The 22,163-nt window shown below is 53.1% G+C and carries 18 protein-coding genes; all 18 read left to right on the top strand.

Annotated features, from left to right (window positions below):
• Positions 1-18 precede the first annotated feature (18 nt).
• The 18 genes from BLO51_RS09215 (at position 19) to BLO51_RS09300 (ending at position 22,150) form a co-directional block, all read left to right on the top strand.
• Positions 19-4,506, top strand: coding sequence for a non-ribosomal peptide synthetase (locus BLO51_RS09215; RefSeq protein WP_090670154.1), 4,488 nt, complete (start codon positions 19-21; stop codon positions 4,504-4,506).
• A gap of 22 nt (positions 4,507-4,528) precedes the next feature.
• Positions 4,529-4,780, top strand: coding sequence for an acyl carrier protein (locus BLO51_RS09220; protein ID WP_090670157.1), 252 nt, complete (start codon positions 4,529-4,531; stop codon positions 4,778-4,780).
• Positions 4,781-4,802: 22 nt separating this feature from the next.
• Complete coding sequence (locus tag BLO51_RS09225; protein ID WP_090670160.1) at positions 4,803-6,050, top strand: ACP S-malonyltransferase; 1,248 nt, start codon at positions 4,803-4,805, stop codon at positions 6,048-6,050.
• A gap of 102 nt (positions 6,051-6,152) precedes the next feature.
• Complete coding sequence (locus BLO51_RS09230; protein WP_245719592.1) at positions 6,153-6,692, top strand: MarR family winged helix-turn-helix transcriptional regulator; 540 nt, start codon at positions 6,153-6,155, stop codon at positions 6,690-6,692.
• Positions 6,693-6,759: 67 nt separating this feature from the next.
• Positions 6,760-7,698 carry an ABC transporter ATP-binding protein gene (locus BLO51_RS09235; protein WP_090670167.1) on the top strand — a complete coding sequence of 313 codons (939 nt, stop codon included), beginning with the start codon at positions 6,760-6,762 and terminating at the stop codon, positions 7,696-7,698.
• Between the two features lie 13 nt (positions 7,699-7,711).
• Complete coding sequence (locus tag BLO51_RS09240; protein ID WP_090670170.1) at positions 7,712-8,455, top strand: ABC transporter permease; 744 nt, start codon at positions 7,712-7,714, stop codon at positions 8,453-8,455.
• Positions 8,455-9,450, top strand: a complete 996-nt coding sequence (locus BLO51_RS09245) for an ABC transporter permease (RefSeq protein ID WP_090670173.1) — start codon at positions 8,455-8,457, stop codon at positions 9,448-9,450. The genes BLO51_RS09240 and BLO51_RS09245 overlap by 1 nt, the downstream gene beginning before the upstream one ends.
• A gap of 30 nt (positions 9,451-9,480) precedes the next feature.
• On the top strand, positions 9,481-10,653 hold the full coding sequence (locus tag BLO51_RS09250; RefSeq protein ID WP_245719593.1) for an acyl-CoA dehydrogenase family protein: 1,173 nt from the start codon (positions 9,481-9,483) through the stop codon (positions 10,651-10,653).
• A 10-nt stretch (positions 10,654-10,663) separates the two neighbouring features.
• Positions 10,664-11,869, top strand: coding sequence for a class-II aminoacyl-tRNA synthetase family protein (locus BLO51_RS09255; RefSeq protein WP_090670176.1), 1,206 nt, complete (start codon positions 10,664-10,666; stop codon positions 11,867-11,869).
• Between the two features lie 26 nt (positions 11,870-11,895).
• On the top strand, positions 11,896-12,756 hold the full coding sequence (locus BLO51_RS09260; protein ID WP_090670179.1) for a 3-hydroxyacyl-CoA dehydrogenase family protein: 861 nt from the start codon (positions 11,896-11,898) through the stop codon (positions 12,754-12,756).
• A gap of 16 nt (positions 12,757-12,772) precedes the next feature.
• Positions 12,773-14,239 carry an FAD-binding protein gene (locus BLO51_RS09265; RefSeq protein WP_090670182.1) on the top strand — a complete coding sequence of 489 codons (1,467 nt, stop codon included), beginning with the start codon at positions 12,773-12,775 and terminating at the stop codon, positions 14,237-14,239.
• Between the two features lie 103 nt (positions 14,240-14,342).
• Entirely contained in the window at positions 14,343-14,981 is a 639-nt protein-coding gene (locus tag BLO51_RS09270) for a DJ-1/PfpI family protein (protein ID WP_090670185.1), read from the top strand.
• A 208-nt stretch (positions 14,982-15,189) separates the two neighbouring features.
• A complete protein-coding gene (locus BLO51_RS09275) occupies positions 15,190-16,410 on the top strand; it encodes an AraC family transcriptional regulator (protein ID WP_090670188.1) in 1,221 nt (406 codons plus the stop codon).
• A gap of 106 nt (positions 16,411-16,516) precedes the next feature.
• Positions 16,517-17,377, top strand: a complete 861-nt coding sequence (locus BLO51_RS09280) for an alpha/beta hydrolase (protein ID WP_174551218.1) — start codon at positions 16,517-16,519, stop codon at positions 17,375-17,377.
• A gap of 75 nt (positions 17,378-17,452) precedes the next feature.
• Positions 17,453-18,238 carry a 2,3-dihydro-2,3-dihydroxybenzoate dehydrogenase gene (locus BLO51_RS09285; RefSeq protein ID WP_090670191.1) on the top strand — a complete coding sequence of 262 codons (786 nt, stop codon included), beginning with the start codon at positions 17,453-17,455 and terminating at the stop codon, positions 18,236-18,238.
• A gap of 28 nt (positions 18,239-18,266) precedes the next feature.
• Positions 18,267-19,523: an isochorismate synthase DhbC gene (gene dhbC, locus BLO51_RS09290; protein WP_090670253.1), complete on the top strand. Its 1,257-nt coding sequence runs from the start codon at positions 18,267-18,269 to the stop codon at positions 19,521-19,523.
• 3 nt (positions 19,524-19,526) lie between these two features.
• Positions 19,527-21,161 (top strand): (2,3-dihydroxybenzoyl)adenylate synthase, encoded by a 1,635-nt coding sequence (locus BLO51_RS09295; protein ID WP_090670255.1) that lies wholly within the window; start codon positions 19,527-19,529, stop codon positions 21,159-21,161.
• 26 nt (positions 21,162-21,187) lie between these two features.
• Complete coding sequence (locus BLO51_RS09300) at positions 21,188-22,150, top strand: isochorismatase family protein (protein ID WP_090670194.1); 963 nt, start codon at positions 21,188-21,190, stop codon at positions 22,148-22,150.
• Positions 22,151-22,163 lie beyond the last annotated feature (13 nt).

Below are 22,163 nucleotides of genomic sequence, written 5' to 3' on the forward strand. Positions count from 1 at the left end.
GAAAGGAGCAGTTGCTGGATGGACCATAAGATTGATTCGATTTATCCGCTAAGCCCGATGCAGGAAGGGATGCTGTTCCACAAATTATTTAACGAACAATCAACCGAATATGTTGTCCGGCATGTCCTCCAATGGACCGGAGAGTTTGAAGTCAAGCGGGTCAGAGAAGCTTTGGACCTGCTCGCGGAAAAATATGAAGTGCTGCGCACGGCCATCGTCATGCCCAAAAAGGGGGGGCGGCCGTGGCAGGTCGTATTGAAAGCCCGGCCGATCGAGTTGAACGTCGTGGATGTATCGGGAGAGCCCTCGGCGGCGGAGCGGGTCGAAGCCATCAAACAGGAGGATCTCCGGCGCGGATTTGATCTGGAGAAGGACACCCTGCTCAGAATGACGATCATCAAGCTGTCCGCTGAGGAAAGCATTGCGTTGTGGAGCCTGCATCATATCATTTTGGATGGATGGTGCAGCTCTACGGTGTTAATTCAGTTTATGCAGTACTATGCGGCTTTGGGCAAAGGGAGAACGTATGGCGAGCTGAAGCATGCCATCAGCGCTTCGGCAGCCGATACGGCTTCCTATAAAGAATATATACATTGGCTGGAAAAGCAGGATAAGCAGGCGGCAATGACCTATTGGGAGGCGCTGCTCGGAGATTATTCGGGCTCTACAGCCCTGCTGCCTATCGGGCCAAGTGCGGAAACCAAAGAGGAAATGGAACGAATAACGCTTCGTACGAGCCGCGAATTTACAGATCAGGTGAAGCGGGCCGCCAAGCGCAAGAGCATCACGATCAATACAATTCTGGAAAGCGCCTTAGGCATCCTTCTTCAAAAATACAACAGGAGCAGCGACGCGGTGTTCGGAAAAGTCGTGTCCGGAAGGAACGCGGATTTGTCGGGGATTGACCGGATTGTCGGCTTGTTTATCAATACGATTCCCGTGCGGGTAAAAACGGATGCGGAAACGACCTGCGAGCAATTGCTGAAGGCCATGCATCATCAAGCGCTGGATAGCTCTTGTTACGATTATTGCCCGTTATCCGATATTCAGCAGCTAAACGGCCGTGGCGGCGGATTAATCGATGTGCTCTTTGTTTATGAAAACTATTTTATCGATAGAGAGGCATTCACTCAAGGCTTGGAGGATTTGGACGGCCGGCTGAAGATCGAGCTGGGCGAAAGCAGAGAACAAACGAATTATCCGGTTAATGTGAGCGTCTCGATGGAAGAAACCTTGAATTTGGATATTTTGTACGATCCCAGGCGCTATGGCAAGGAAGAAATGCAAATGCTGCTCGAAAGGTACCGCATCGTTTTGAAGCAAATGGTTGAATTTCCCGAACGGCGGATCGCGGAGGTTGAGGTGCTCGAAGAGGAGGAACAAGCGAGAATCCTGGGAACGTTCAATGACACGGATGCGGCCATGCCGCAAGAAAAGTCTGTCGCGCAGCTGTTCAACGAGCAGGCAGCCAAAGTGCCGGATCATATCGCCGTTAGCTGCGAGGATCAAGCGCTCACGTATCGGGAGCTAAGCCGCAAGGCCAACCGGCTTGCCGCGCAATTGAGGAAGCTGGGAGTCCGCCGCGACGACTATGTGGCGGTCATGGCCGAGCGGCGGATCGAGACGATCGTCGCCATCTGCGGCATTGTTCAGGCGGGCGGTGCCTACGTGCCGATCGATCCGGCCAACCCCAGGGAAAGAATCGAGTACATCCTGAAGGACTGCAAGCCGAAGGCGATGCTGACCTATGATGCGGACGATCAGGCCGGTGTGCCGGTCATCAACCTGTCCGAGGCGGACCGGCGGGAAGCCGAGGATGAGGAGTCGGAGCTGGAGCCGGTCAGTCGGCCGAACGACTTGATCTATGTCATCTATACGTCGGGAACGACAGGAAGGCCGAAGGGCGTCATGGTCGAGCACAAAAACGTGATCCGCCTGGTGAAGAACGCTGGCTATGCGAAGCTGGATGAACGGACGGTGATTCTGCAGACGGGAGCTCTCAGCTTCGATGCCTCGACCTTTGAAATCTGGGGAGCGCTGCTTCATGGGGGACACGTGCATCTGGCTGACCGCGATGTTATCCTCGATGCCCGGAGACTGAAAGGAGTCATACAAGAGAAGACGATCACGACCATGTTTACCACGACGGTTTTGTTTAACCAGCTGATGAGCATGAATGAGACGGTATTTGACGGTCTGGGCACCCTGTTATTCGGCGGGGAGAAGACGTCCGAGACGCATGTCCGAAAGCTGGTGGAGCGGAACCTGCGGATCGATTTTGCGAATATCTATGGGCCGACAGAGACGACGACGTTTGCCGTCTGGTATCCGATTGAGGACCGCACGCTCCGAGCGAAGACGCCGATCGGAAAGCCCATCTCCAATACGAGGGCCTATGTAGTGAACGAAGGGAAGCTTTGTGGAATCGGGATGATCGGGGAGCTGTGTATCGCAGGAGACGGAGTAGCGAGAGGATATCTGAATCTTCCGGAGCAGACGGCGGAGAAATTCGTAGCCGACCCGTTCGGGGAAGGGCGGATGTATCGCACCGGGGACTTGGTCCGATGGCTGCCGGACGGCAATCTGCAGTATGTGGGGCGGATGGACGAGCAGATCAAGCTCCGAGGCTTCCGCATCGAATTGGGAGAGATCGAAAGCGCGCTCCGGAAGCTGAGTGGCGTGCGGGATGCGGTTGTGACCGTACATGAAGAGCGGGAAGAAAAGCATCTTTGCGCCTATCTGGTGGCGGAAGAAGCGGATGTGTCGATCAGTCGCATCCGGGAAGAGCTTCGCAAGGAGCTGCCGGAGTACATGATCCCTGTATATATGATGACCATCGGGAGTATTCCGGTGAACCGAAACGGCAAAATCGATAAAAAAGCGCTGCCCCCAATCGAGATCAAGAGCGAGCGCGCCTATGCGGCGCCAAGGAATGAGACGGAGCGGGCGATCGTGCAGGTGTTTGAGGAAGTATTGGGCATCGGGAGGGTCGGTCTGCAGGACAACTTCTTTGAACTGGGAGGAGACTCCCTCAAGGCTATCCGTATTGTCGCCAAGCTAAGAGGGCTGGATTATGGCTTGACGATGCGGGAACTGGTCCAGCAGCGCACGATCGCAGAGGTTATTGCCAAGATCGACGGCAAGGAATCGGCGACCCCGCTGAATGAAGCGCTCAGGGAAGTATCCGCCGCTTCTTCTGCCGATCATACGACAGCCGTGAATGCTTCCATGACGCGCGGCAGCGAGCTGGAAGTAAGAACGGCGGCCGTATTGGAGGATACCCGGTTGGATCCGGATCAGTTCAAGAAGACAAGATGGGTTGAAGAACTGGCGAACTATGACTGTAATACAAGAGAAGCCGCGATATCGGATTGTTTTGAACCATTTGCCTATCAAAAGTTCTTCTTGCTCCAGCAGCCGGAGACGATATGCACCAAGACGGAAATTGTTGGCTCGATGACGAAAAAGCACATGGTGCAAATCGTCAGAGAGATCGTTCATGAGCAAAATGGTTGCCGATATTTCTATCAAAGCGAAGAGGATATGATCCAGGAGTGCGAGTTTACAGACCGCTGGCATGTGCCGTACATCGACCTGAGCGATGAACCGGATTCCGACGCAAAGCTTGCTCCGCTGGAATCGATCTCCAACCTGGCTGCGCTGTTTAAGCACGGAAGTCTGTTGGTGAAGATCATGATCGTAAAAACAGCACACAACCGGCATGTCGTTTATTTTTACGCGCAGCATGCCGTATGGGATTTTGTATCTACGGAAGTACTAGGAAATCTGGTTAGAAACAAATGTTTGGGAATGGACGGCGGCCTGGACAAAAACGGGTATACCCGGTATTCGAAAGCGAGACAGCAAAGAGAAGCGGATTTACGGCAGGATGCGCCCCGCTTCTTTGGAAGCATCGCAGATCAGATCAATCATTACCAAGCCCTGACGAATGGCCGGACGTTCCGCTACCTCATCGATATGACAAGAAAAGTGGACCCGGAAACGGCGGAGAACATCCTTCGGAATCCGATTCAATGGGTCCTTCGATTGTTCGCTTTGATTAATATCAGGCCGTTGGACGACGGTACGAAACATTCAAGCTTTCCTTTCGCATTAATCCAATCTGGCCGAACGGATGCCGGTCACATGACCTTAGGCTTGTATTTGGATTCCGTCGTACAGACATTTGATGCCGCCCGGGGGACGATCGAAGCCTCCGAAGTTGGCGATTGCGCCTTTCTGTTATTTGGAGCGGAGTATTTGAGCGACATTATATCCATCAACTTTGTGTCATCATTCGATCCCTCCTACACGTTCGAGGAGTGCGGAGATTTGAGGATTGGCATGCAAGCTATGAATGAAAACGCGGTGTCCAAAGGGCATATGACGATCAGGCTCTTTAACGACAGCTTGCAGCTGCTTATCCCGAGCTTTCATCACGATCTGGATCGGATCGCCGAAATGACAGAGGAGCACTTGAGACAAGGCCAAGCAAGCCGAATCTAAACATCGGAAGGAGAAATGAGCCATGGAGGTAAAAGAAACGATCAGAAAATTTTTAAGCCGATATGTGGGCGACAAGCCATTTGACGATGCCGACAATATTTTTGAGAAGGGGTATGTGAACTCGTTATTTTTCATGCAGCTTGTCTTATTTATTGAAAAGCAGTTTCAAATCACCATTGAAAATGAAGATTTGGCGATGGGAAATTTTCAAGATGTGAACTCGATTGCGGCTTTCGTAAACTCCAGGCTATTAAACGCGCATGGCCTGAAATAATCAGGGGAAGGAGACGAATCATGTGCCTAAAATTGCCGTTGTTTTTCCGGGCTCGGATAGTCATTTTATAGGGATGTACAAGGCTTTGTATGACGAATACAGCATTGTCAGAGATACGATCCATGAGGCTGAACAGGCTACGGGCATACCTCTGGGCGAATTGTGCTTTAAGGGACCGCTTTCCGTATTGTCAAGACCTGAAAATGCCCATGCGGCCATTGTTGCATTCGGCGTAGCCGCCTTTCGCGTGTTTGTGAGCGAAACGGGAATCACACCGCAGTTCTGTGCGGGACACAGCCTGGGAGAATACACAGCGCTGGTATGCGCAGGCGCAATGAAGCTGTCCGATACATTGAAGCTGGTTCAACTGCGCACGGAAATCAGCAAAGAAATCCAGACGGCTGTCGACGGCGGTATGACGATCGTTGATGGAATTGATGCCGAAGCTGTGGAGAAGATCTGCAAGCAGCAGCAAAGGAACGGGAGACATGTCTATGTCTCCTGCTACAATTCCTCAACTCAGGTTGCGATTTCCGGCTTGCAAGAGGATGTAGAGGAGACGGAAAAAATCATCGGCAAAGAACATGGTTCCGTCACTCCTTTGTTCGACAGCGCTCCTTTTCATTGCCCCGTCATGGAGCGAGGAGCGGAGAAGTTGCAGAAGGCCATTGCACGCTTGCCATTGGGCGAGTTCCGGTATCCGGTAATGTCCAACTATACCGGAAAACCGTACGTTCGCATACAGGACGTAGAAGAAAATTTGGTCCGGCATTTATCGAATCCGGTTCGCTGGGAGGAGATTATCCGTTACTTTGAGAGCAAAGGCGTCCGGCTGGTCATTGATTTCAGTGCCAGAAACATATTTGAAGGCATGATTCAGCACAAGCCGTCTCTCCGGACCATATGCTTTGGAGTAAGGGAGGAGAGAGAAAAACTGTTCCAATTGTTGAACAGCTCCGATGACGACGGCAGCAGGTCCACTTTTATTTCGAAAAGCCTACTTGCGGCGCTATCCACTCCCAATCAACATGTGGAACGATACGTCAACGGCGCCGATGTCGCGGACCATTATCATAAGCTTTCCGAAATCAGCATGGAGCTGGAACAGGGGAGGATCGCTTTGTCGAACGAAGTCAAGCGGAGTATTCTTCTTCTGTTGAAACGCATCTTTGACGCGAAGAAGCTTGGCCGGGATGAGCAAACCCAATGGTTTCAGCAAATTTTGGATGAAACCTCCTCTACATACCTCAATTTGATTGAAATTGAATAAATATAACCGATTGACAAAAATATACTGCTCTGATACCTTAAATATAACAGCATGCTGTCTAAATTGAGGTGAGCAACATTGAATAATCAGGAAGAGCTATTTTTGATTCAGCAAATTTACGGAACACTTTTCGCGCTCGCCAACAAAATCCAGTCCAAAGGCGATACTTATTTTGAGGACATCACATCCAGACAGTTCATGATTATGATGGCCATTATTCACCTGCCGGAAGAAGAGGCCACCATCATCAATATCGCCAAAAAGTTAGGGACCACCAAGCAGAGCGCCAGACATCTGCTCTCCTCGATCGAGAGCAAAGGGTATGTGGTTGCCATTCCAAGCCCCGTGGACCGGCGCGCCGTGAACGTCAAAATTACGGAATCCGGGAAAAAGGTTTTGCTGAAATGCGGGGGAAAATCGATCCACTTCCTGGCCGATCTTTCGGGAAACTTCACCAAGGAAGAGCTGGAGCAGATATGGACTCTGCTGAAAAAGCTGTATCAGTTTGACGGCGAAAAGCAGGATGGGTTTGAGGAAAGTATTTCGATCCAAATGGGAGATGAGCAGGATGAGATGACGAAGAAGGCATTGGAAGAATTCTCAAGACGACGAAATGCCCAAGTGCCCGAGTCCAATCCTTAAGCGCGGACCATAGCGGGACTTCACAGGGTGAGGCAGTACTTTGGAGAGGAATCTGGGAGGGAAGAGCATGGAACATGCTGTAGTTGTCAAAAATTTGCATAAAAGCTACCGGGATAAAAAAGCGGTGAATGGGATCGACTTTGTCGTCAATAAAGGGGAAATCCTGGGGTTTCTAGGTCCGAACGGGGCGGGCAAAAGCACCATCATGAATATTTTGTCGACCATTTTATCGGCGGATGAGGGCGAAATCACGATCCTGGGCGTTCCTTTGAAGAAAAATGCGAAGTCCATCAAGCTTCGCATTGGAATTGTGCCTCAGGATCTCGCGATCTACGAAGAGATTTCCGCCGAGAAAAATGTGCGATTTTTTGCAAGCCTGTATCATCTGAAAGGCCAAATGCTGGAAGACAAGGTGAAGGCTGCGCTGGAGCTGGTAGGCCTGTACGATAAGAAAGACCATAAGCCCAAAACCTTTTCGGGCGGCATGAAGAGAAGATTGAATATTGCTTGCGGCATTGCTCATCAGCCTCAGCTTATTATTTTGGATGAACCGACCGTCGGCATCGATCCCCAATCCAGAAATCATATTCTGGAGTCCATCAAAATTTTGAAGCAGCATGGCGCAACGGTGATTTACTCGACTCACTATATGGAAGAGGTAGAAGCCATATCCGACCGGATTCTGATCATTAACGAAGGGAAGATTATTGCGGAAGGCACCAAAGAAGAATTGAACCGGAAGGTGAGCGATGAAATCACCTATACGTTCTCTGTGAAGAACACGGAGCGGTTAACCGTTGAGGCTTTCCACGAAATAGACGGTGTAACGAAGGTACGCCTGTCTGCGGATACGATTGAGGTCACCTCCGGAAAGTCCGAAGACAATCTCAACGGAATCATCGGCGTCATCACCTCAAGCGGCTGCAAAATCCATAATATGAGCCGGACGGAAGCCTCGTTGGAAACGACATTCCTTGAGCTGACCGGAAGAAATTTAAGAGATTAGGAGCATGCTACCCATGAATTTCTTAAAAATCGTATGGTTCGATTTCATGAATATATGCAGGACGCCGATGCTGGTCATCGTCAATACGATTGGTCAGTTAATCATATGGGCCGGCTTTGGTATGGTGACAAGCAGCCATTTTGGAGGAGGGATTGTCAATTCCTATGATTACTATGGGATTGCGACCATGATTTTGTCTTCCATCATGATCTCCATGACCGTAACGAATACCTTCATGGAGGAGAAGGTGAAGAGGGGGAACCTGCGTATTGCCTACGCTCCGGTCTCCAAAACCGAGATTTATTTATCCAAGCTGCTCTCCACTTACATCTTCGGGGTTATCGCCTTCACCTTGTTATGCTTGCTTGAACAAATGGTGTTTCAGAGCAACTTTGGCGGCGCTAATATCGGTTACATTATGATATTGATCCATATGCTCACTTTGTTCGGATGCTGCATAGGCACTTTGGTGGTCGTCATGTTTAAAAGCGAGGAACGGGCGAATGCGGTCATGCCGATCATCTCCATCCTTTTTATCTTCTTCGGAGGCGTGTTCAGCCCCGTTGGCCATTTTGGAGAAGTGATGCAGGCGATTGCGCAAATCTCGCCTGCCAAATGGGTCACCCAAGCGGCCTTCCAGATCATCTATGACAACAACTTCAGCTTATTCCTCCCCGTTATCGCTTTCCTGCTGCTCTTCTCCATCGTCTTCACCGTCATCAGTCAATTTATTTTTAAACCGGAGGAGTATCTGTAATGAACTTCATGCCGTTATTCAAAAATAAGCTGGACCGGATTAAATACAAAAAGGAAATCTTCGTCGTCGCGCTCATCATTATCCCCATTACCATTCTGGCTACGATATTATTGTCCAACCGGCAGGAATTGAGGTCCAACATTGCGCTGGTTACCCAAGATGCGCAGAGCGTACAGGAGTTCCCGGAAAATAATAAATTTACGATTATTCCCGTCAAAGAAAAACCCACGCTCTCGAATCTGATTTTGGGATATTATGATGCTATTGTGGAAAAAAACAACGAAGGCACCTATCTGGTCATGACAGTGATCAAAAGTAAAAAGGACACCGATATCATCTCCAATTACTTTAACAAGAAGGAAAGCCCTGTCGATTACGAAAGTCAAGACCTTGAGCGTGGCGTTGGGACGAAGGTCTTGGGCTTTATTATCATGATTATTTTGATGCAGGGTGTTGCTATAACGATGCTTTATACCGAGGACAGAACCCTCAGAACCTTCGGAAGGATCATGATGGCGCCGGTAAGCGAACAGCTGTACATTGCTTCACAGGGGATTTTTACCTTCATATGCTTGTATTTCCCCACTTATTTGGCCCTGGTCATAACGAAGGAAGTTTTCGGAGTTGAACTCGGGTTCGGGCTCGGGCTGCTGGCCCTGTTGATCGGTATGGTGACTGCTCTTGGAACGGCGTTTGGTTTGTTTATGTCATCGATTCTGAAGCAGAACGTTTCCTTGACCGCAAGCTTGTTTGCCATTATCACCTCCCTGCTGGGTACGTGTCTGGTTCCCTTCAAGGTGAACAACAGCGTCATTGACGGGATGATCAGCCTTATTCCGCAAAAGGCTTTTATGGAGATTCTGGAAGGAGCGGAAAAGGGGAAGGAACTTCTGCAATTCAAGGGCCAGCTTATCGATTTGGCGGTTTGGATTCTTGTGCTCTGGTTTTTCGGAAGCTATGTCATTCAGCGGAAAGTAAGCTCGGGAAATTATTGATTCCACTTGCAACGGAAAGGAGACCGGCTCTTGTCCATTCAAAATATCGAACTAACAGAACAGCAAAAGAAGAAGCAGGAGGAGTTCAAGCATTTTGTGGATAGCGAAATTGTACCGATTGCCGGCAGCATCGATCAGGAAGAAAACATGCCCAGAGCCGTTATCGACAAGTTGATTGCCAGAGGGTATTGGGGGGCGGAGCTGCCTCCCGAATATGGCGGCGCCGGTATGGATCAAATTACGTACGGTTTGCTCCATGAAGAAATTGGCCGGGGCTGCGCGAATCTTCGCAATGTGATGGGCGTGCAGGGGATGGTCACTTCGTCCATTCTGCGCTGGGGTACACAGGAGCAGAAGAAAAAATGGCTGCCCCGGTTGAGCTCGGGCGAATGGACGGCTGCCTTCGCCTTGACCGAACCGGAAGTCGGCAGCGATGCCAAAAGTATGCATACCCTCGCCCGATCGGATGGCTCGGAATATGTGATTACCGGCCGGAAAAAATGGATCACCTTCGGGCAAAATGCGGACCTTTTCCTGGTGTTCGCGCAAATGGACGGCAAAGTCAGCGCCTTTATCGTGGAAAGGGATACGCCCGGATTTTCCAGTCTGCCCACTGTCGGCCTGCTCGGCTTTCGAGGCTCTATGCTGGCCGAATTGATATTGGAAGAATGCAGGGTTCCGGCTAATCATGTCGTGGGCAAGACGGGCTTCGGCTTGACGCTTGTAGCGAATCATGGCTTGACTCACGGCCGTTACAGCACGGCCTGGGGAGCGGTCGGATTGGCTCAAGCCTGCTTGGAGGCATGCCTGACTTATGCCAGCGAAAGAAAACAGTTTAACGTTTATCTGAAAGAGCATCAATTGGTTCAGCAAATGATTGCGGATATGGTAGTGAACATCATGGCTGCCAGGCTGCTCTGCCATCGGGTGGGACAATTAAGAGACAAGGGGGATTTGCAGTCCATACCGGAAACCTCGGTGGCTAAATATTTTGCCGCAACCATGGCCTCTAAAGCCGCCAAAGATGCCGTTCAGCTTCATGGAGCCAACGGCTGCGGTCCGGAATACCCGGTGCAAAGATACATGCGGGATGCCAAAATCATGGAAATTGTAGAGGGCAGCACTCAAATTCAGCAGCTCTTGATTGCGAACGATGCCTTCAGCAGCTTGAATATGCGAAGCTTGACGCATGAAACGGTTTAGGAGGGATTCGATGATCGGGCAAACACATTATATCGAACTCAATCCGGCTATCGCTATCGGTTATTCGGAGGAGCTTGAAAAACGGCTGTTTTTTATTACAGCGGACATTACGCAATTTCAACTGGTTACGGATGATCAACAAATCAAGGGAATCGAGCTCCATCTGCTACCGTCAGCCGACCCTCTGGACATTGAGCGAAAAGTTCAATCTGTAATCGAGAATGAAATTATACTTCAGAAGCTTATCCCTCCCCGGGTCATCTGGCAGTCCAGCCAAAAACACCATAGCTATCAGGACGACCTGTACGATCAACTACTTGAACGGGGCATGGTTCATGAGATGGGCGAAGGCCAGGTATGCTTTGGCGAGCAGCTAATCCGCTTGATGGAAAGCCTGGATGCCAGGATTAAAGAGATGACGGTCGCTTCTTTTGGCGCCAAGGAATACCGCTACCCCACATTGATTTCTACCCAATCTCTGGAGAAATGCGGCTACTTCTCTTCCTTTCCGCACATGCTGATGTTTGTGACACGGCTGCATAACGATATTGATACGTACCGTAATTTCCTGGATGAATATCAAGCCAATCAAAAGGTGGGTCCGTATCTTTTTTCCTATAGCAACAATGTAGATTACTGCTTGCCGCCGACGATGTGCTACCATACGTATCATCAACTGCAGGACACCGAATTTTCCGAGGCGCAGAATCAGGTTATTACCTCCATAGGCAAATCATTCCGATATGAATCCAACTATCATCGTACGCTGGAACGACTCTGGGATTTTACGATTCGGGAAATTGTTTTTTTGGGTTCCAAGGATTTCGTGCTGGACAGCCGTCAACAGTATATGGAGGCTTCATTTGCCCTTATGGAAAGCTTGGGCTTGGAGGGGCACAGCGAGGTGGCCAGCGACCCGTTCTTCTGCAATGCCGATACGGCTGCGAAACTACTGAATCAACGAATGCAGGAACTCAAGTACGAGCTCCGCTTGAATATTACCGGGGAACGCACGATTGCGGCGGCTTCATTTAATTTTCACGATCACTTTTTCGGCGAGCGGTTTAACATCAAGCGGGGGGAGACGGAATGGATGAAGAGCGGCTGCGTCGGCTTTGGAATGGAAAGACTGGCCTATGCGTTTATCAGCCAGCATGGTTTGGAGGAAAGAAACTGGTCGAGGTTTCTTGGCGGTTATCGAATCGGCCATCGATAAATCATCCGGAAAAGGAGTATGAGACGATGCGCATCCTAGGCGTGATTGGAGCGGGGGTCATTGGTACAGGAGTGGCCCAAAACTTTGCGGAGTATGGATTTCCGGTAGTGCTGGTGGACATTTGCGAGGAGAGGCTGGCTCAATCAAGGGCCGAGATGGCCAAGCATCTCCGGTTTCAGGCTTTATATAAGAAGAGCGATCAGATTCGGAAGCCGGATGAAGTCATCGGCCGGATTACGTTTACGACGGATTATCAGCTGCTGCAGGACGTCGATTGGGTTGTAGAGAATGTTACCGAAAATTTTGAGATCAAAAAGGAAGTATATAAAAAGCTGGATGCGATCTGCAAGCCGGACTGCATGTTTTTGGTCAATACCTCTTGTATTTCCATCACCAAAATCGCCTCGCTGACCAAGCGCCCCTCCCAAATCATGGGGGCTCACTTCATGAACCCGGTACCGATGAAAACTTTTGTCGAATGCATCCGGGGGCACCACACTTCGGATGAAACGATTCGCGCAGCGCGAGAGCTGTTAACTTCGATTGGAAAAGACGGTGTGGTCGTGAGCGATTACCCCGGATTTGTCTCGAATCGCATCTCGCACTTATTCATGAACGAGGCGGCTTTTGTCGTTCAAGATCAGGTGGCGAATCCGCAAGAGGTTGATGAAATTTTTAAGCATTGCTTCAGCCACAAAATGGGTCCGCTTGAAACCGCGGACCTAATCGGCATTGACACGGTAGTTCATTCGCTGGATGTGTTGTATGAGAGCTACCAGGACCCGAAATTTCGCTGCTGCCCGCTGCTTCGCAAAATGGTGGACGCCAATTTGCTTGGGCGTAAAACAGGTCAAGGCTTTTACAATTATCAGTATGAGCTTGTTTAGCGGGAGGTTCAGCCGCATGGAGCGAATATCCGATGAACGCTACACTCCGGTTTTGATTGTCGGTACGGGCATCTCGGGGCTTGCGGTTGCTTACCATTTGTCCAAAAGAAAGATCGGGTATACGATCGTCACCAAAAACAATGCGCCGAAGCAAAGCAATTCCTTTCTGTCGGCTGCCAACACGCGTGTCCCCCCAGAGGATGAAATTCATACGATCATTAATCTGACCATTGCTAAATGTGGCGCCGATCGCCCGGTAATTGAAGCGTTGTATAGGAATTCCAGTCACGTCTTGGAGTTCTTCGAGGAATTGGGATTGCCCTTTGAGAAAACAGCATTGGGGTTCATGCCCGAAAGCCCGATTAAATCACATGGGGGGAAAAAATTAATCAACCGCTTATTGGAAAAGATTGAACCCCCGTTGTGCAACAACATCTTGATTCATTTGGAAAAGTCTCAGGATGGGGTTAGCGCGTTATTTTATGATACGGTATCCGATCGGTTTGCCAGAATCAACGCGAATTATTTAGTTCTGGCTACCGGCGGATATGCGGCACAATTCAATTACAACGATAATTCGCCTGGTTCTACGGGCGAAGCGCTTATTCTGGCCAAGCAAATAGGCGCAAGATTAAAGGGAATGTCCACCGTCATGTATCACCCTTGGTCGATCTATAACGGAAGGCAAATTTTGTTGGGCGGAGTTGTAGCTTTAAGTGAAGGACGAATCGTGGATGAGGAAGGGCTGCCGTTATTAAAAGACGAGCACATGCGTGAAGCCATCGCTCGGGATGATTATCACGAAATGATTGATGACATTTTAAGATTCCAACTGGAGTGCATCAAGCGTAATCAAGAGATGTATTTGGATATGAGCCATGCTGACGAAAACGTATTGGATGAGCGAATGAGAAGATACGGATTCAGTCCGAATGTGGTCAAGCGGAAGAGAATAAAAATTTCACCGACGATGCACTATACCTCAGGAGGAATCGAAATCAATTCCAGTGCGGAGGCCGTAGACCTCAATCGTGTTTTTGTGACTGGGGAAGCCCAATTCAATGGTAATCTGGGTTCGGGGAGAATTCCCGGACAAGCATTCGCATCGGGCATCGTTTTCGGAAAATTAATAGCTGACAAAATCGAAAATGAATGCGCTTTCACAAACCAGAATTGGGCTACCTTCCACGCCCCTCCTGAAACGATGACGCTGTATTCCAGAGAGCATAGCGATTATGCGGTTGAAGCGTGTCAGAAAGAACTATCGACTCTTATGATTGACTTGATCGCTTCCCCTTCCGATTCGGCTTCTCTGGCATCCTTGAAAGAAAGATTGGTAGAAGGTCAAAACAATCTGCTAAGCACGGCCAAAGGGTCGGGAAAACGGTATGAGGCTATACTAAGGTTGTACTTCGGCTACTCCATTGCAGTGGAGATCATTGAAGATTTGGCTTCTCTCCATCGTAATCTTTTAGCCCATTAGAGCTATCGGGGATTCATAACGCCGACACAGACATACCCTGCATAGGTTATGGTATATTAGATTTGCAGTTCATCCTTAAGGTTGAGAGAGGAGATCGAACACAATGGAAGTCGCAATCTTGCTTTACGATGGAATCACAGCATTGGATGCCATTGGTCCGTATGAAGTATTTTCTGCCACAATGAAATGTAACGTGAAGTTTGTCGGCAAGAAAAAAGGGCTCATCCAAATGGATTCCAAAATGGGTTATTTGCATGCGGATTATAGCTTTTCCGAAATAACTTCAGCCGATATTCTTGTCGTTCCCGGCTGCAGTCCGCCTAATTATAAAGCTCCAATGAACGACGAAGAAACGTTGGATTGGATTCGCCAAATACATGGGACCACGAAATGGACTACGTCGGTTTGTAACGGCTCGCTGATTTTGAGCGCCGCAGGCTTGTTGAACGGAGCGTCGGCAACTTGCCACTGGGGTTCCTTCGACCTGCTCCGTTCTCTTGGAGCCATTCCGACAGACGAGAGAGTCGTTCGCCATGGTCAAATCGTAACGGCAGCCGGCGTTTCTTCCGGTATCGATATGGCACTTCAATTAGTGGCATGGGAATTCGGGGAAGATGTGGGTAAAACGGTCCAATTGATCTTGGAATACGATCCTCAGCCTCCGTTTGATACGGGTTCGTTAAAGAAAGCGCCGGCGTCATTGGTTGAGCGGGTAAAAGGGGTGCTTCAAGAACACTCATAGCAATAAAGCTCGATAGCCTGACCGGAGAAAGGCAACGTTTTGAAGACGTTGCTTGTTCTTCGGTCTATTTTTTTATTAACGCGGTTGCGGAAGATGAAGCATCGTTTTTCTAAAACGGGATTGACTGGAAATAAAGGGATATGGTACCTTATTGATAATGATTATCATTATCGAATATTCACCATGCTGATACTGGAGGAGGGCTATCATGCTTCAAAAAGAAAGGCTGCCGAGGGAACGAACCGCGTCTGCGAGGAGCCGGAGTTCGAAGAAGAGCCTGATTGAAATCCGCGAGTTTATGAATGAGCACTATAACGAGCCTCTGTCCATCGGACAGTTGGCGCAGATGGCCAATATTACCCCCAAATATTTTGTGGACCTTTTCAAGAAAACCTACGGGCAGAGCGCGATGGATTATTTGACGGACCTCCGGATAAACCGGGCCAAGCGCTACATGATGGAATCGGAGGAGCGGCTGCGGGAAATCGCCCAAAAGGTAGGTTACCGGGACGAGTTTTATTTCAGCCGCAAATTCAAGAAGGAGGTGGGCGTATCTCCCTCCGACTATGTCAAAAAAGCCAGGCGGCAAGTAGCTGCATGCTCTTCCTCGGTCACCGGCCAGCTGCTGGCGCTGAATATTATGCCGGCGGCAGCGCCGCTCGACGCCAAGTGGACTCCTTATTACTATAACGCCTATAAAGAGCGGATCAAGCGCCCCCTCAAGCTGACGGCCCCTTATACGAGCCGGTCGTTCGAGGAAAATTTGGGGACACTGGCGCAGGCTCGCCCCGACGCGATTATCGGCACCGACCGGCTGGGCGAGGACGAGAAACGGAAGCTGGAGGACATCGCGCCGTCTTTCTTCGTTTCGACGGAGCGGGACGGATGGCGGGAGCAGCTGCGCCAGATCGCCCGGTTCCTGGAGCAAGAGGATAAGGCGGAGCAGTGGATCGCCGGACACGAACGGCGGGTGGAGCTGGCCCGGGCGCACCTCGGCGAGGCGCTCGGTGACGATAGTATTCTGGTTCTGCGTATTTTCGGGCAAGGCCTCCATACTTATTGCAACCGCGGCATGGAGGACGTGCTGTGCGGGGATTTAAAGCTGAATTTGGTTTACCGGGAAGAGCCGTCCGATCACCGGCCGCTTACGATGGAACGGCTTGAGGAGCTGAATCCCGACCGTCTGCTGCTCCTCGTCTATCCCGAGGCCGCTTCGCGGGCGTATTGGCTGGCGCTCCAGCATTCGGCGGCATGGCGTGAGCTCAAAGCCGTCCGAAACGGACAGGTGCGCCTGATCTCCTCGGACCCTTGGTTCGAGTATTCTGCCGTGTCCGTTGCGCGGATGCTGGATGAAGCGCAGCTCTTGTTTACAGGGAATTGTCCAAATTCGTTACAGGATAGCGTCCATGGTGCCTGCTTCGCACCATGATGTATAATCCTCCTGAATGAGAATTATTATCAACGAAGGAGAAGTTCCATGCCTAAATAACAGCGTGGCGGTTCAGAGCGTAAGCATTGAAGGAGATGGAAGCATAGTGACGTTCAAACCGAACGAACAAAGCGAAGTAACGCTGAAAGACCTCGCGCGCAGCAAAGTCGATATTCCATGGGCGGAGCAGTGGATCATGAGATCGCGCGATCATCACCGGAGGTACCAGATCCTCGTGGCGAAGCCTCCGGAGGCGCCGCCTCCCGCCGGATTTCCGGTCATTTATTTGCTGGATGCGAATTCGGTGTTCGGCACGATGGTGGAAGCCGTTCGGCTGCAAAGCGGGCGGCCCGAAAAAACCGGGGTCGTCCCGGCGGTGATCGTCGGGATCGGGTATCCGGTGGACGGGCCATTTGCGCCGGAGCGGTTTTACGATCTGACGCCGACGCCTGTGAAGGAATATTTGTACAGAGCGGACAGCACGCCGCTTCCCGAGCAAGGTGGAGCCGCTCATTTCTTGAAATTCATCGAGGAGGAACTAAAGCCGCAGATCGAAGGCGAGGTTCAAGTGGACCGCAGCAGACAGACGATTTTCGGACATTCGCTCGGCGGGTTATTTGTGCTGTACGCGCTGTTTGCGAAGCCGCATGCGTTTCAAAGCTATATCGCGGGCAGTCCTTCGCTTCACTGGAACGAGCCGTTCCTGCTTGAGGCGGAGCGGGAATTTACGAGAGGATTGCAGCCTGCGGCCAACCGGATCGAGCTGCTGCTCGGCGTAGGCGAGCTGGAGAAAACGCATGTCTTGCGCAATTGCGACCGTGCGCTGGCGCTCTCGGAGCGGCTGGCCGCATGGTCCGGGCATGGATTGCATGTGGAATATAAGGAGTTTGAAGGCGAGGGGCACGTATCGGTACTGCCCGTGCTGATCAGCCGGGCTTTGCGGCTGGCGCTTCGGCCGAAGCCGTGACGGCGGCGGAGCCATCGGAAGAGGATACGGGGGAACAGAGAACGTTGAAGCGAAGGCGGAAAGGACGGAGATGAAGTGGTGGAGCTTGGAATCAAAGGAAAAGTCGCGCTCGTCACCGGAGCGGCCCAAGGCATAGGGGAAGCCGTCGCGCGCGCGCTGGCTGAGCTCGGGGCTTCCGTGGCCGCCATAGACCGCAATGCGGACGGGCTGGACAGCCTTGTAGCGGAGTTGAAAGCCCAGGGCTATCAGGCTGCGGCTTATCCGGCGGACGTCAGCGACAGCTCGGCGGTAGAGGACGCGGTGGAGCGCATCGAACGGGAGCTTGGGCCCATCGGCATTCTCGTCAATGTCGCCGGGGTGCTCCGGATGGGAGCTATCGAATCGTACAGCGACGAGGACTGGGAGGCGACATTTGCCGTCAACACAAAAGGCGTATTTTACGTATCCCGTGCCGTGGTTCGACGCATGGCCTTCCGCCGATCCGGGGCGATCGTGACCGTAGGGTCGAATGCCTCCGGGGTGCCTCGAATGCAAATGGCGGCTTATGCGGCCTCCAAGGCGGCGTCGGCGATGTTTACCAAATGTCTGGCGCTGGAGCACGCCCGGCACAATATCCGCTGCAATATCGTCTCGCCGGGCTCGACCGATACGGCGATGCAGCGTCTGCTGTGGACGGACGAGTCCGGGGAGCAGGCGGCCATTGCGGGCTCGCCGGAGTCGTTCCGGCTGGGCATTCCGCTCGGGAAGCTGGCCAGACCCTCCGATATTGCGGATGCGGTCGTTTTTCTTGTGTCGGACCGGGCGGGTCATATTACCATGAGCGACTTGTGCATCGATGGCGGTGCAACGTTGGGAAAATGATTTCATTCTAAAGAGAGGGATGATGGACATGGTGAACTTGGAAACGGTTCCTGCCGCATGGGCTTCCGAGCTTATCGATACGTACGAAGCCGGCTCGTCGTTTTTCCTGGCCTCGCCGCAGCGCACGCTGCTGGCGAAAGGGGAAGCGGCCAGGCTGTCCGTGCAGGGGGGCGCAGATCGGCTCAAAGGCTTGCCGCAGCGCGTGGCCGAGCTGCTGGCCCGCACGCAATTTTCCGGAGGGACGCCTTCCGTTGTCGTAGGAGCGATCCCCTTCGATCCCGCGAAGCCTGCGGAGCTGATTGTACCGCAGACCGCCCGGTGGGCAGGCAGGCTGGAATTACGCAGCGAGGTTGAGGATAAGCGGCCCGACGCCTCGGACTATAAGCTGCGCCCCGTGCCGGAGACGGAAGTCTACGAGCGGAGCGTGAGCCAGGCGTTGGCGCGTTTTCAGAAGGGGGACCTCCGCAAGGTCGTGCTTGGGAGAACGCTGCATCTGACGCTGCCTGTGAAGGTCGATGTGCGCGGGCTTCTTCGCAGCTTGGCCCGGCATAATCCGCACGGCTATACGTTTGCGGTGAACCTGGCGCCGGGAGAAGCCCGGGCCGCATGGACGCCGGACGAGTCGAACGGTCAGGAGCCGCGAACGCTGATCGGCGCCAGCCCGGAGCTGCTTGTGACGAGAACGGGAGGGCGGCTGAAGGCGAATCCGCTCGCGGGCTCCGCGCCTCGCAGCAGCGATCCGGTCGAGGATCGACGGAGGGCGGAGGCGCTGCTTGCTTCGGCCAAGGACCGGCATGAGCATGCGGTCGTGATCGAAGCTGTCGCTGACGCGCTGCGTCCTTATTGCAGCCGTCTGGACGTGCCCGGCGAGCCTTCGCTCGTACAGACGTCCACGATGTGGCATCTGTCCACGGTCGTGAACGGAGAACTGTCCGATCCTTGGGTGTCGTCGCTGGAGCTGGCTTTGGCGCTGCACCCGACACCGGCGATTTGCGGGACGCCGACCGATTTGGCGCGGGAGACGATTCGCGATAGCGAACCGTTCGACCGGGGCTTCTTCACGGGAGCGGTCGGCTGGTGCGATGCGAACGGCGACGGGGAATGGATTGTGACGATTCGCTGCGCCGAGGTGGAGGGCCGTGAGCTGCGGTTGTTCGCGGGCGCGGGGATCGTTGCCGGATCGAGCCCGCAGGCCGAGCTGGCGGAAACGTCCGCCAAATTCCGGACGCTGCTGCAGGCGATGGGGCTGAATCAGCCGCAGCCGGCGGCCGTAAGGGAGGGATGAATGATGCGATCGCAATACCCTTCATGGCCGAAAGAGATGGCGGAATTTTACCGGGAGACCGGCTGCTGGCAGGGCGAGACGTTTGGAGAAATGCTGCGCGGGCGCGCCGCCGCTTACGGGGACCGCATCGCCGTTGTCAGCGGAACAAGCCGGATCAGCTACGCCGAGCTGGATGCGAGAGTCGACCGGCTGGCCGCCGGATTGTACAAGCTTGGCATTCGGCAGGATGACAAGGTGATTTTGCAGCTTCCCAATATAGCGGAGTTTATCGAGGTGTGTTTTGCGCTGTTTCGGCTGGGCGCGCTGCCGGTATTCGCACTTCCGCTCCATCGCAGGAGTGAGATCGTGTATTTTTCCGAGTTTACAAATGCGAATACTTATATTATTCCGGATGTCGAGGCAGGCTTCGATTACCGGGAGCTGGCGGAGCAGGTACAAGAGCAAGTACCGACACTGCGCCATGTCATTGTAGCGGGCGATCCTGGGAAGTTTACGGCGCTGCGCGACCTGTATGCCGCCGATCCGCTGCCCGATTTGCCGGGGCCAAGCTCCGGGGATGTGGCGTTTCTCCAGCTCTCCGGCGGCAGCACCGGGCTGCCGAAGCTCATTCCGCGCACGCACGACGATTATATTTACAGCTTGCGGATGAGCGCCGAAGTGTGCGCTCTCGACGAACAGAGCATCTATCTTGCCGTGCTTCCCGCGGCTCACAACTATCCGCTGAGTTCCCCTGGCGTGCTGGGCACGCTCTATGCAGGCGGACGCGTCGTGCTGTCCCGCGGCTCCAGCCCAGACGAGGCGTTTCCACTCATCGAGCGGGAACGCGTCACGATCACCGCCGTTGTGCCTCCGCTGGCTCTCGTCTGGCTGGACGCCGCCGAGTCGCGCCGCAGCGACCTCTCGTCGCTTCGGCTGCTGCAGGTCGGCGGGGCCAAATTCAGCGCGGAAGCCGCCCGCAAGGTCAAGCCGGTACTGGGCTGCACGTTACAGCAGGTCTTCGGGATGGCGGAAGGGCTGGTCAACTATACCCGGCTGGACGATCCCGAGGACATTCTGGTGAATACGCAGGGCAGACCGATGTCGCCTTATGACGAGATCCGCATCGTGAATGACGAGGATGAAGAGGTCGCTCCCGGTCAGGTCGGACATCTGCTGACGCGGGGGCCCTATACGATCCGTGGCTATTACAAAGCCGAAGAGCATAACGCAAGAGCGTTCACGGCGGACGGCTTCTACCGCACGGGAGATTTGGCCAGAATGACGCCTGCGGGCTACCTTGTCGTCGAGGGCCGGGCCAAGGACCAGATCAACCGCGGCGGCGATAAGGTGGCGGCGGAGGAGGTCGAGAACCATCTCCTCGCTCATCCGGGCGTGCATGATGCCGCCGTCGTTTCGATGCCCGACGCTTTTCTTGGCGAGCGCACCTGCGCCTTCATCGTATCGTATTCGCCTGCGCCTACTCCGGCCGAGCTCAAATCGTTCCTGAGGGAGCGGGGGCTGGCTGGTTACAAAATCCCCGACCGGGTGGAATTTATGGAGTCGCTCCCCCGAACCGGGGTCGGCAAGATCAGCAAGAAGGCGCTGCGCGAACTCATTGCCCAGAAGCAGCAGGCTTTAGCTGCGCCTCCGACAAAATAAAATAACGTGAGAAAAGAGGAGATACGATGGCTCTTCCTGCCATAATGCCTTATCCGATGCCGACGGCATCCGACCTGCCCGCCAACCGGGTGAATTGGACGCCCGACCCGAAACGCGCGGTTTTGCTGATTCATGATATGCAGCAGTATTTCGTGGACGCTTTTACGGCAGGCACATCCCCTGTCATCGAGCTGCTGGAGAACATCCGCGCGCTCCGAAGCGCTTGCGAAGAGCTGGGCATACCGGTCGTTTATTCCGCCCAGCCGGGTGGCCAGACGCCGGAGCAGCGCGGATTGCTGCAGGATTTCTGGGGTCCCGGGATCAACGACGGTCCCTATCAGAAGCAGATCGTGAAGGAGCTGCCGCCGGGCGAGCGCGATATCGTGCTGACGAAATGGCGATACAGCGCCTTTCAAAAGACTGATTTCCGCGCCAGACTGACCCAGCTTGGCCGCGACCAGTTGATCGTATGCGGCATTTACGCTCACATCGGCTGCCTCATGACTGCTTGCGAAGCGTTCATGCAGGAGGTGGAGCCTTTCTTCGTCGCCGATGCGGTGGCGGACTTCTCGCTGGAGAAGCATCAGTTGGCGATCACCTACGCGGCCGAACGCTGTGCGGTTGCCATCACAACGGAGCGTTTGATCAAGGCGCTTCGCGGTGAAGTGGGAACTGCGGCTCAAGCGGAAGCCATATCGGAAGCGGCCCCGGCGGCGGAAAGCGTGACGTTGACCAAAGATGGCTTGCGCGAGCTGGTGGCGGACTTGCTGCAGGAAGCTCCGTCGTCCCTTGCGGAGCACGACAACTTGATTACGCAGTGGGGCTTGGATTCGATCCGCATCATGAGTCTGGCCGAACGGTGGCGGCGCTCCGGGGCGGAAGTCACCTTCGTGGAGTTGGCGGAGCGTCCGACGCTGGCCGATTGGTGGGCGCTGCTTTCCGCTCGCCTGAGCAGGACTTTGCCGAACGGGGATTATATTACGACATGAAGGAGAGAGCGCA

The organism is Paenibacillus tianmuensis, from assembly GCF_900100345.1.
GTDB lineage: Bacteria > Bacillota > Bacilli > Paenibacillales > NBRC-103111 > Paenibacillus_G > Paenibacillus_G tianmuensis.

What these genes read in the sequence shown, in the direction of transcription:
- BLO51_RS09215 (WP_090670154.1), top strand. Translation starts at nt 19, where the DNA reads ATGGACCATAAGATTGATTCGATTTATCCGCTAAGCCCGATGCAGGAA.
- BLO51_RS09245 (WP_090670173.1), top strand. Translation starts at nt 8,455, where the DNA reads ATGAACTTCATGCCGTTATTCAAAAATAAGCTGGACCGGATTAAATAC.
- dhbC (WP_090670253.1), top strand. Translation starts at nt 18,267, where the DNA reads ATGGTGAACTTGGAAACGGTTCCTGCCGCATGGGCTTCCGAGCTTATC.
- BLO51_RS09235 (WP_090670167.1), top strand. Translation starts at nt 6,760, where the DNA reads ATGGAACATGCTGTAGTTGTCAAAAATTTGCATAAAAGCTACCGGGAT.
- BLO51_RS09260 (WP_090670179.1), top strand. Translation starts at nt 11,896, where the DNA reads ATGCGCATCCTAGGCGTGATTGGAGCGGGGGTCATTGGTACAGGAGTG.
- BLO51_RS09295 (WP_090670255.1), top strand. Translation starts at nt 19,527, where the DNA reads ATGCGATCGCAATACCCTTCATGGCCGAAAGAGATGGCGGAATTTTAC.
- BLO51_RS09270 (WP_090670185.1), top strand. Translation starts at nt 14,343, where the DNA reads ATGGAAGTCGCAATCTTGCTTTACGATGGAATCACAGCATTGGATGCC.
- BLO51_RS09220 (WP_090670157.1), top strand. Translation starts at nt 4,529, where the DNA reads ATGGAGGTAAAAGAAACGATCAGAAAATTTTTAAGCCGATATGTGGGC.
- BLO51_RS09265 (WP_090670182.1), top strand. Translation starts at nt 12,773, where the DNA reads ATGGAGCGAATATCCGATGAACGCTACACTCCGGTTTTGATTGTCGGT.
- BLO51_RS09300 (WP_090670194.1), top strand. Translation starts at nt 21,188, where the DNA reads ATGGCTCTTCCTGCCATAATGCCTTATCCGATGCCGACGGCATCCGAC.
- BLO51_RS09240 (WP_090670170.1), top strand. Translation starts at nt 7,712, where the DNA reads ATGAATTTCTTAAAAATCGTATGGTTCGATTTCATGAATATATGCAGG.
- BLO51_RS09255 (WP_090670176.1), top strand. Translation starts at nt 10,664, where the DNA reads ATGATCGGGCAAACACATTATATCGAACTCAATCCGGCTATCGCTATC.
- BLO51_RS09275 (WP_090670188.1), top strand. Translation starts at nt 15,190, where the DNA reads ATGCTTCAAAAAGAAAGGCTGCCGAGGGAACGAACCGCGTCTGCGAGG.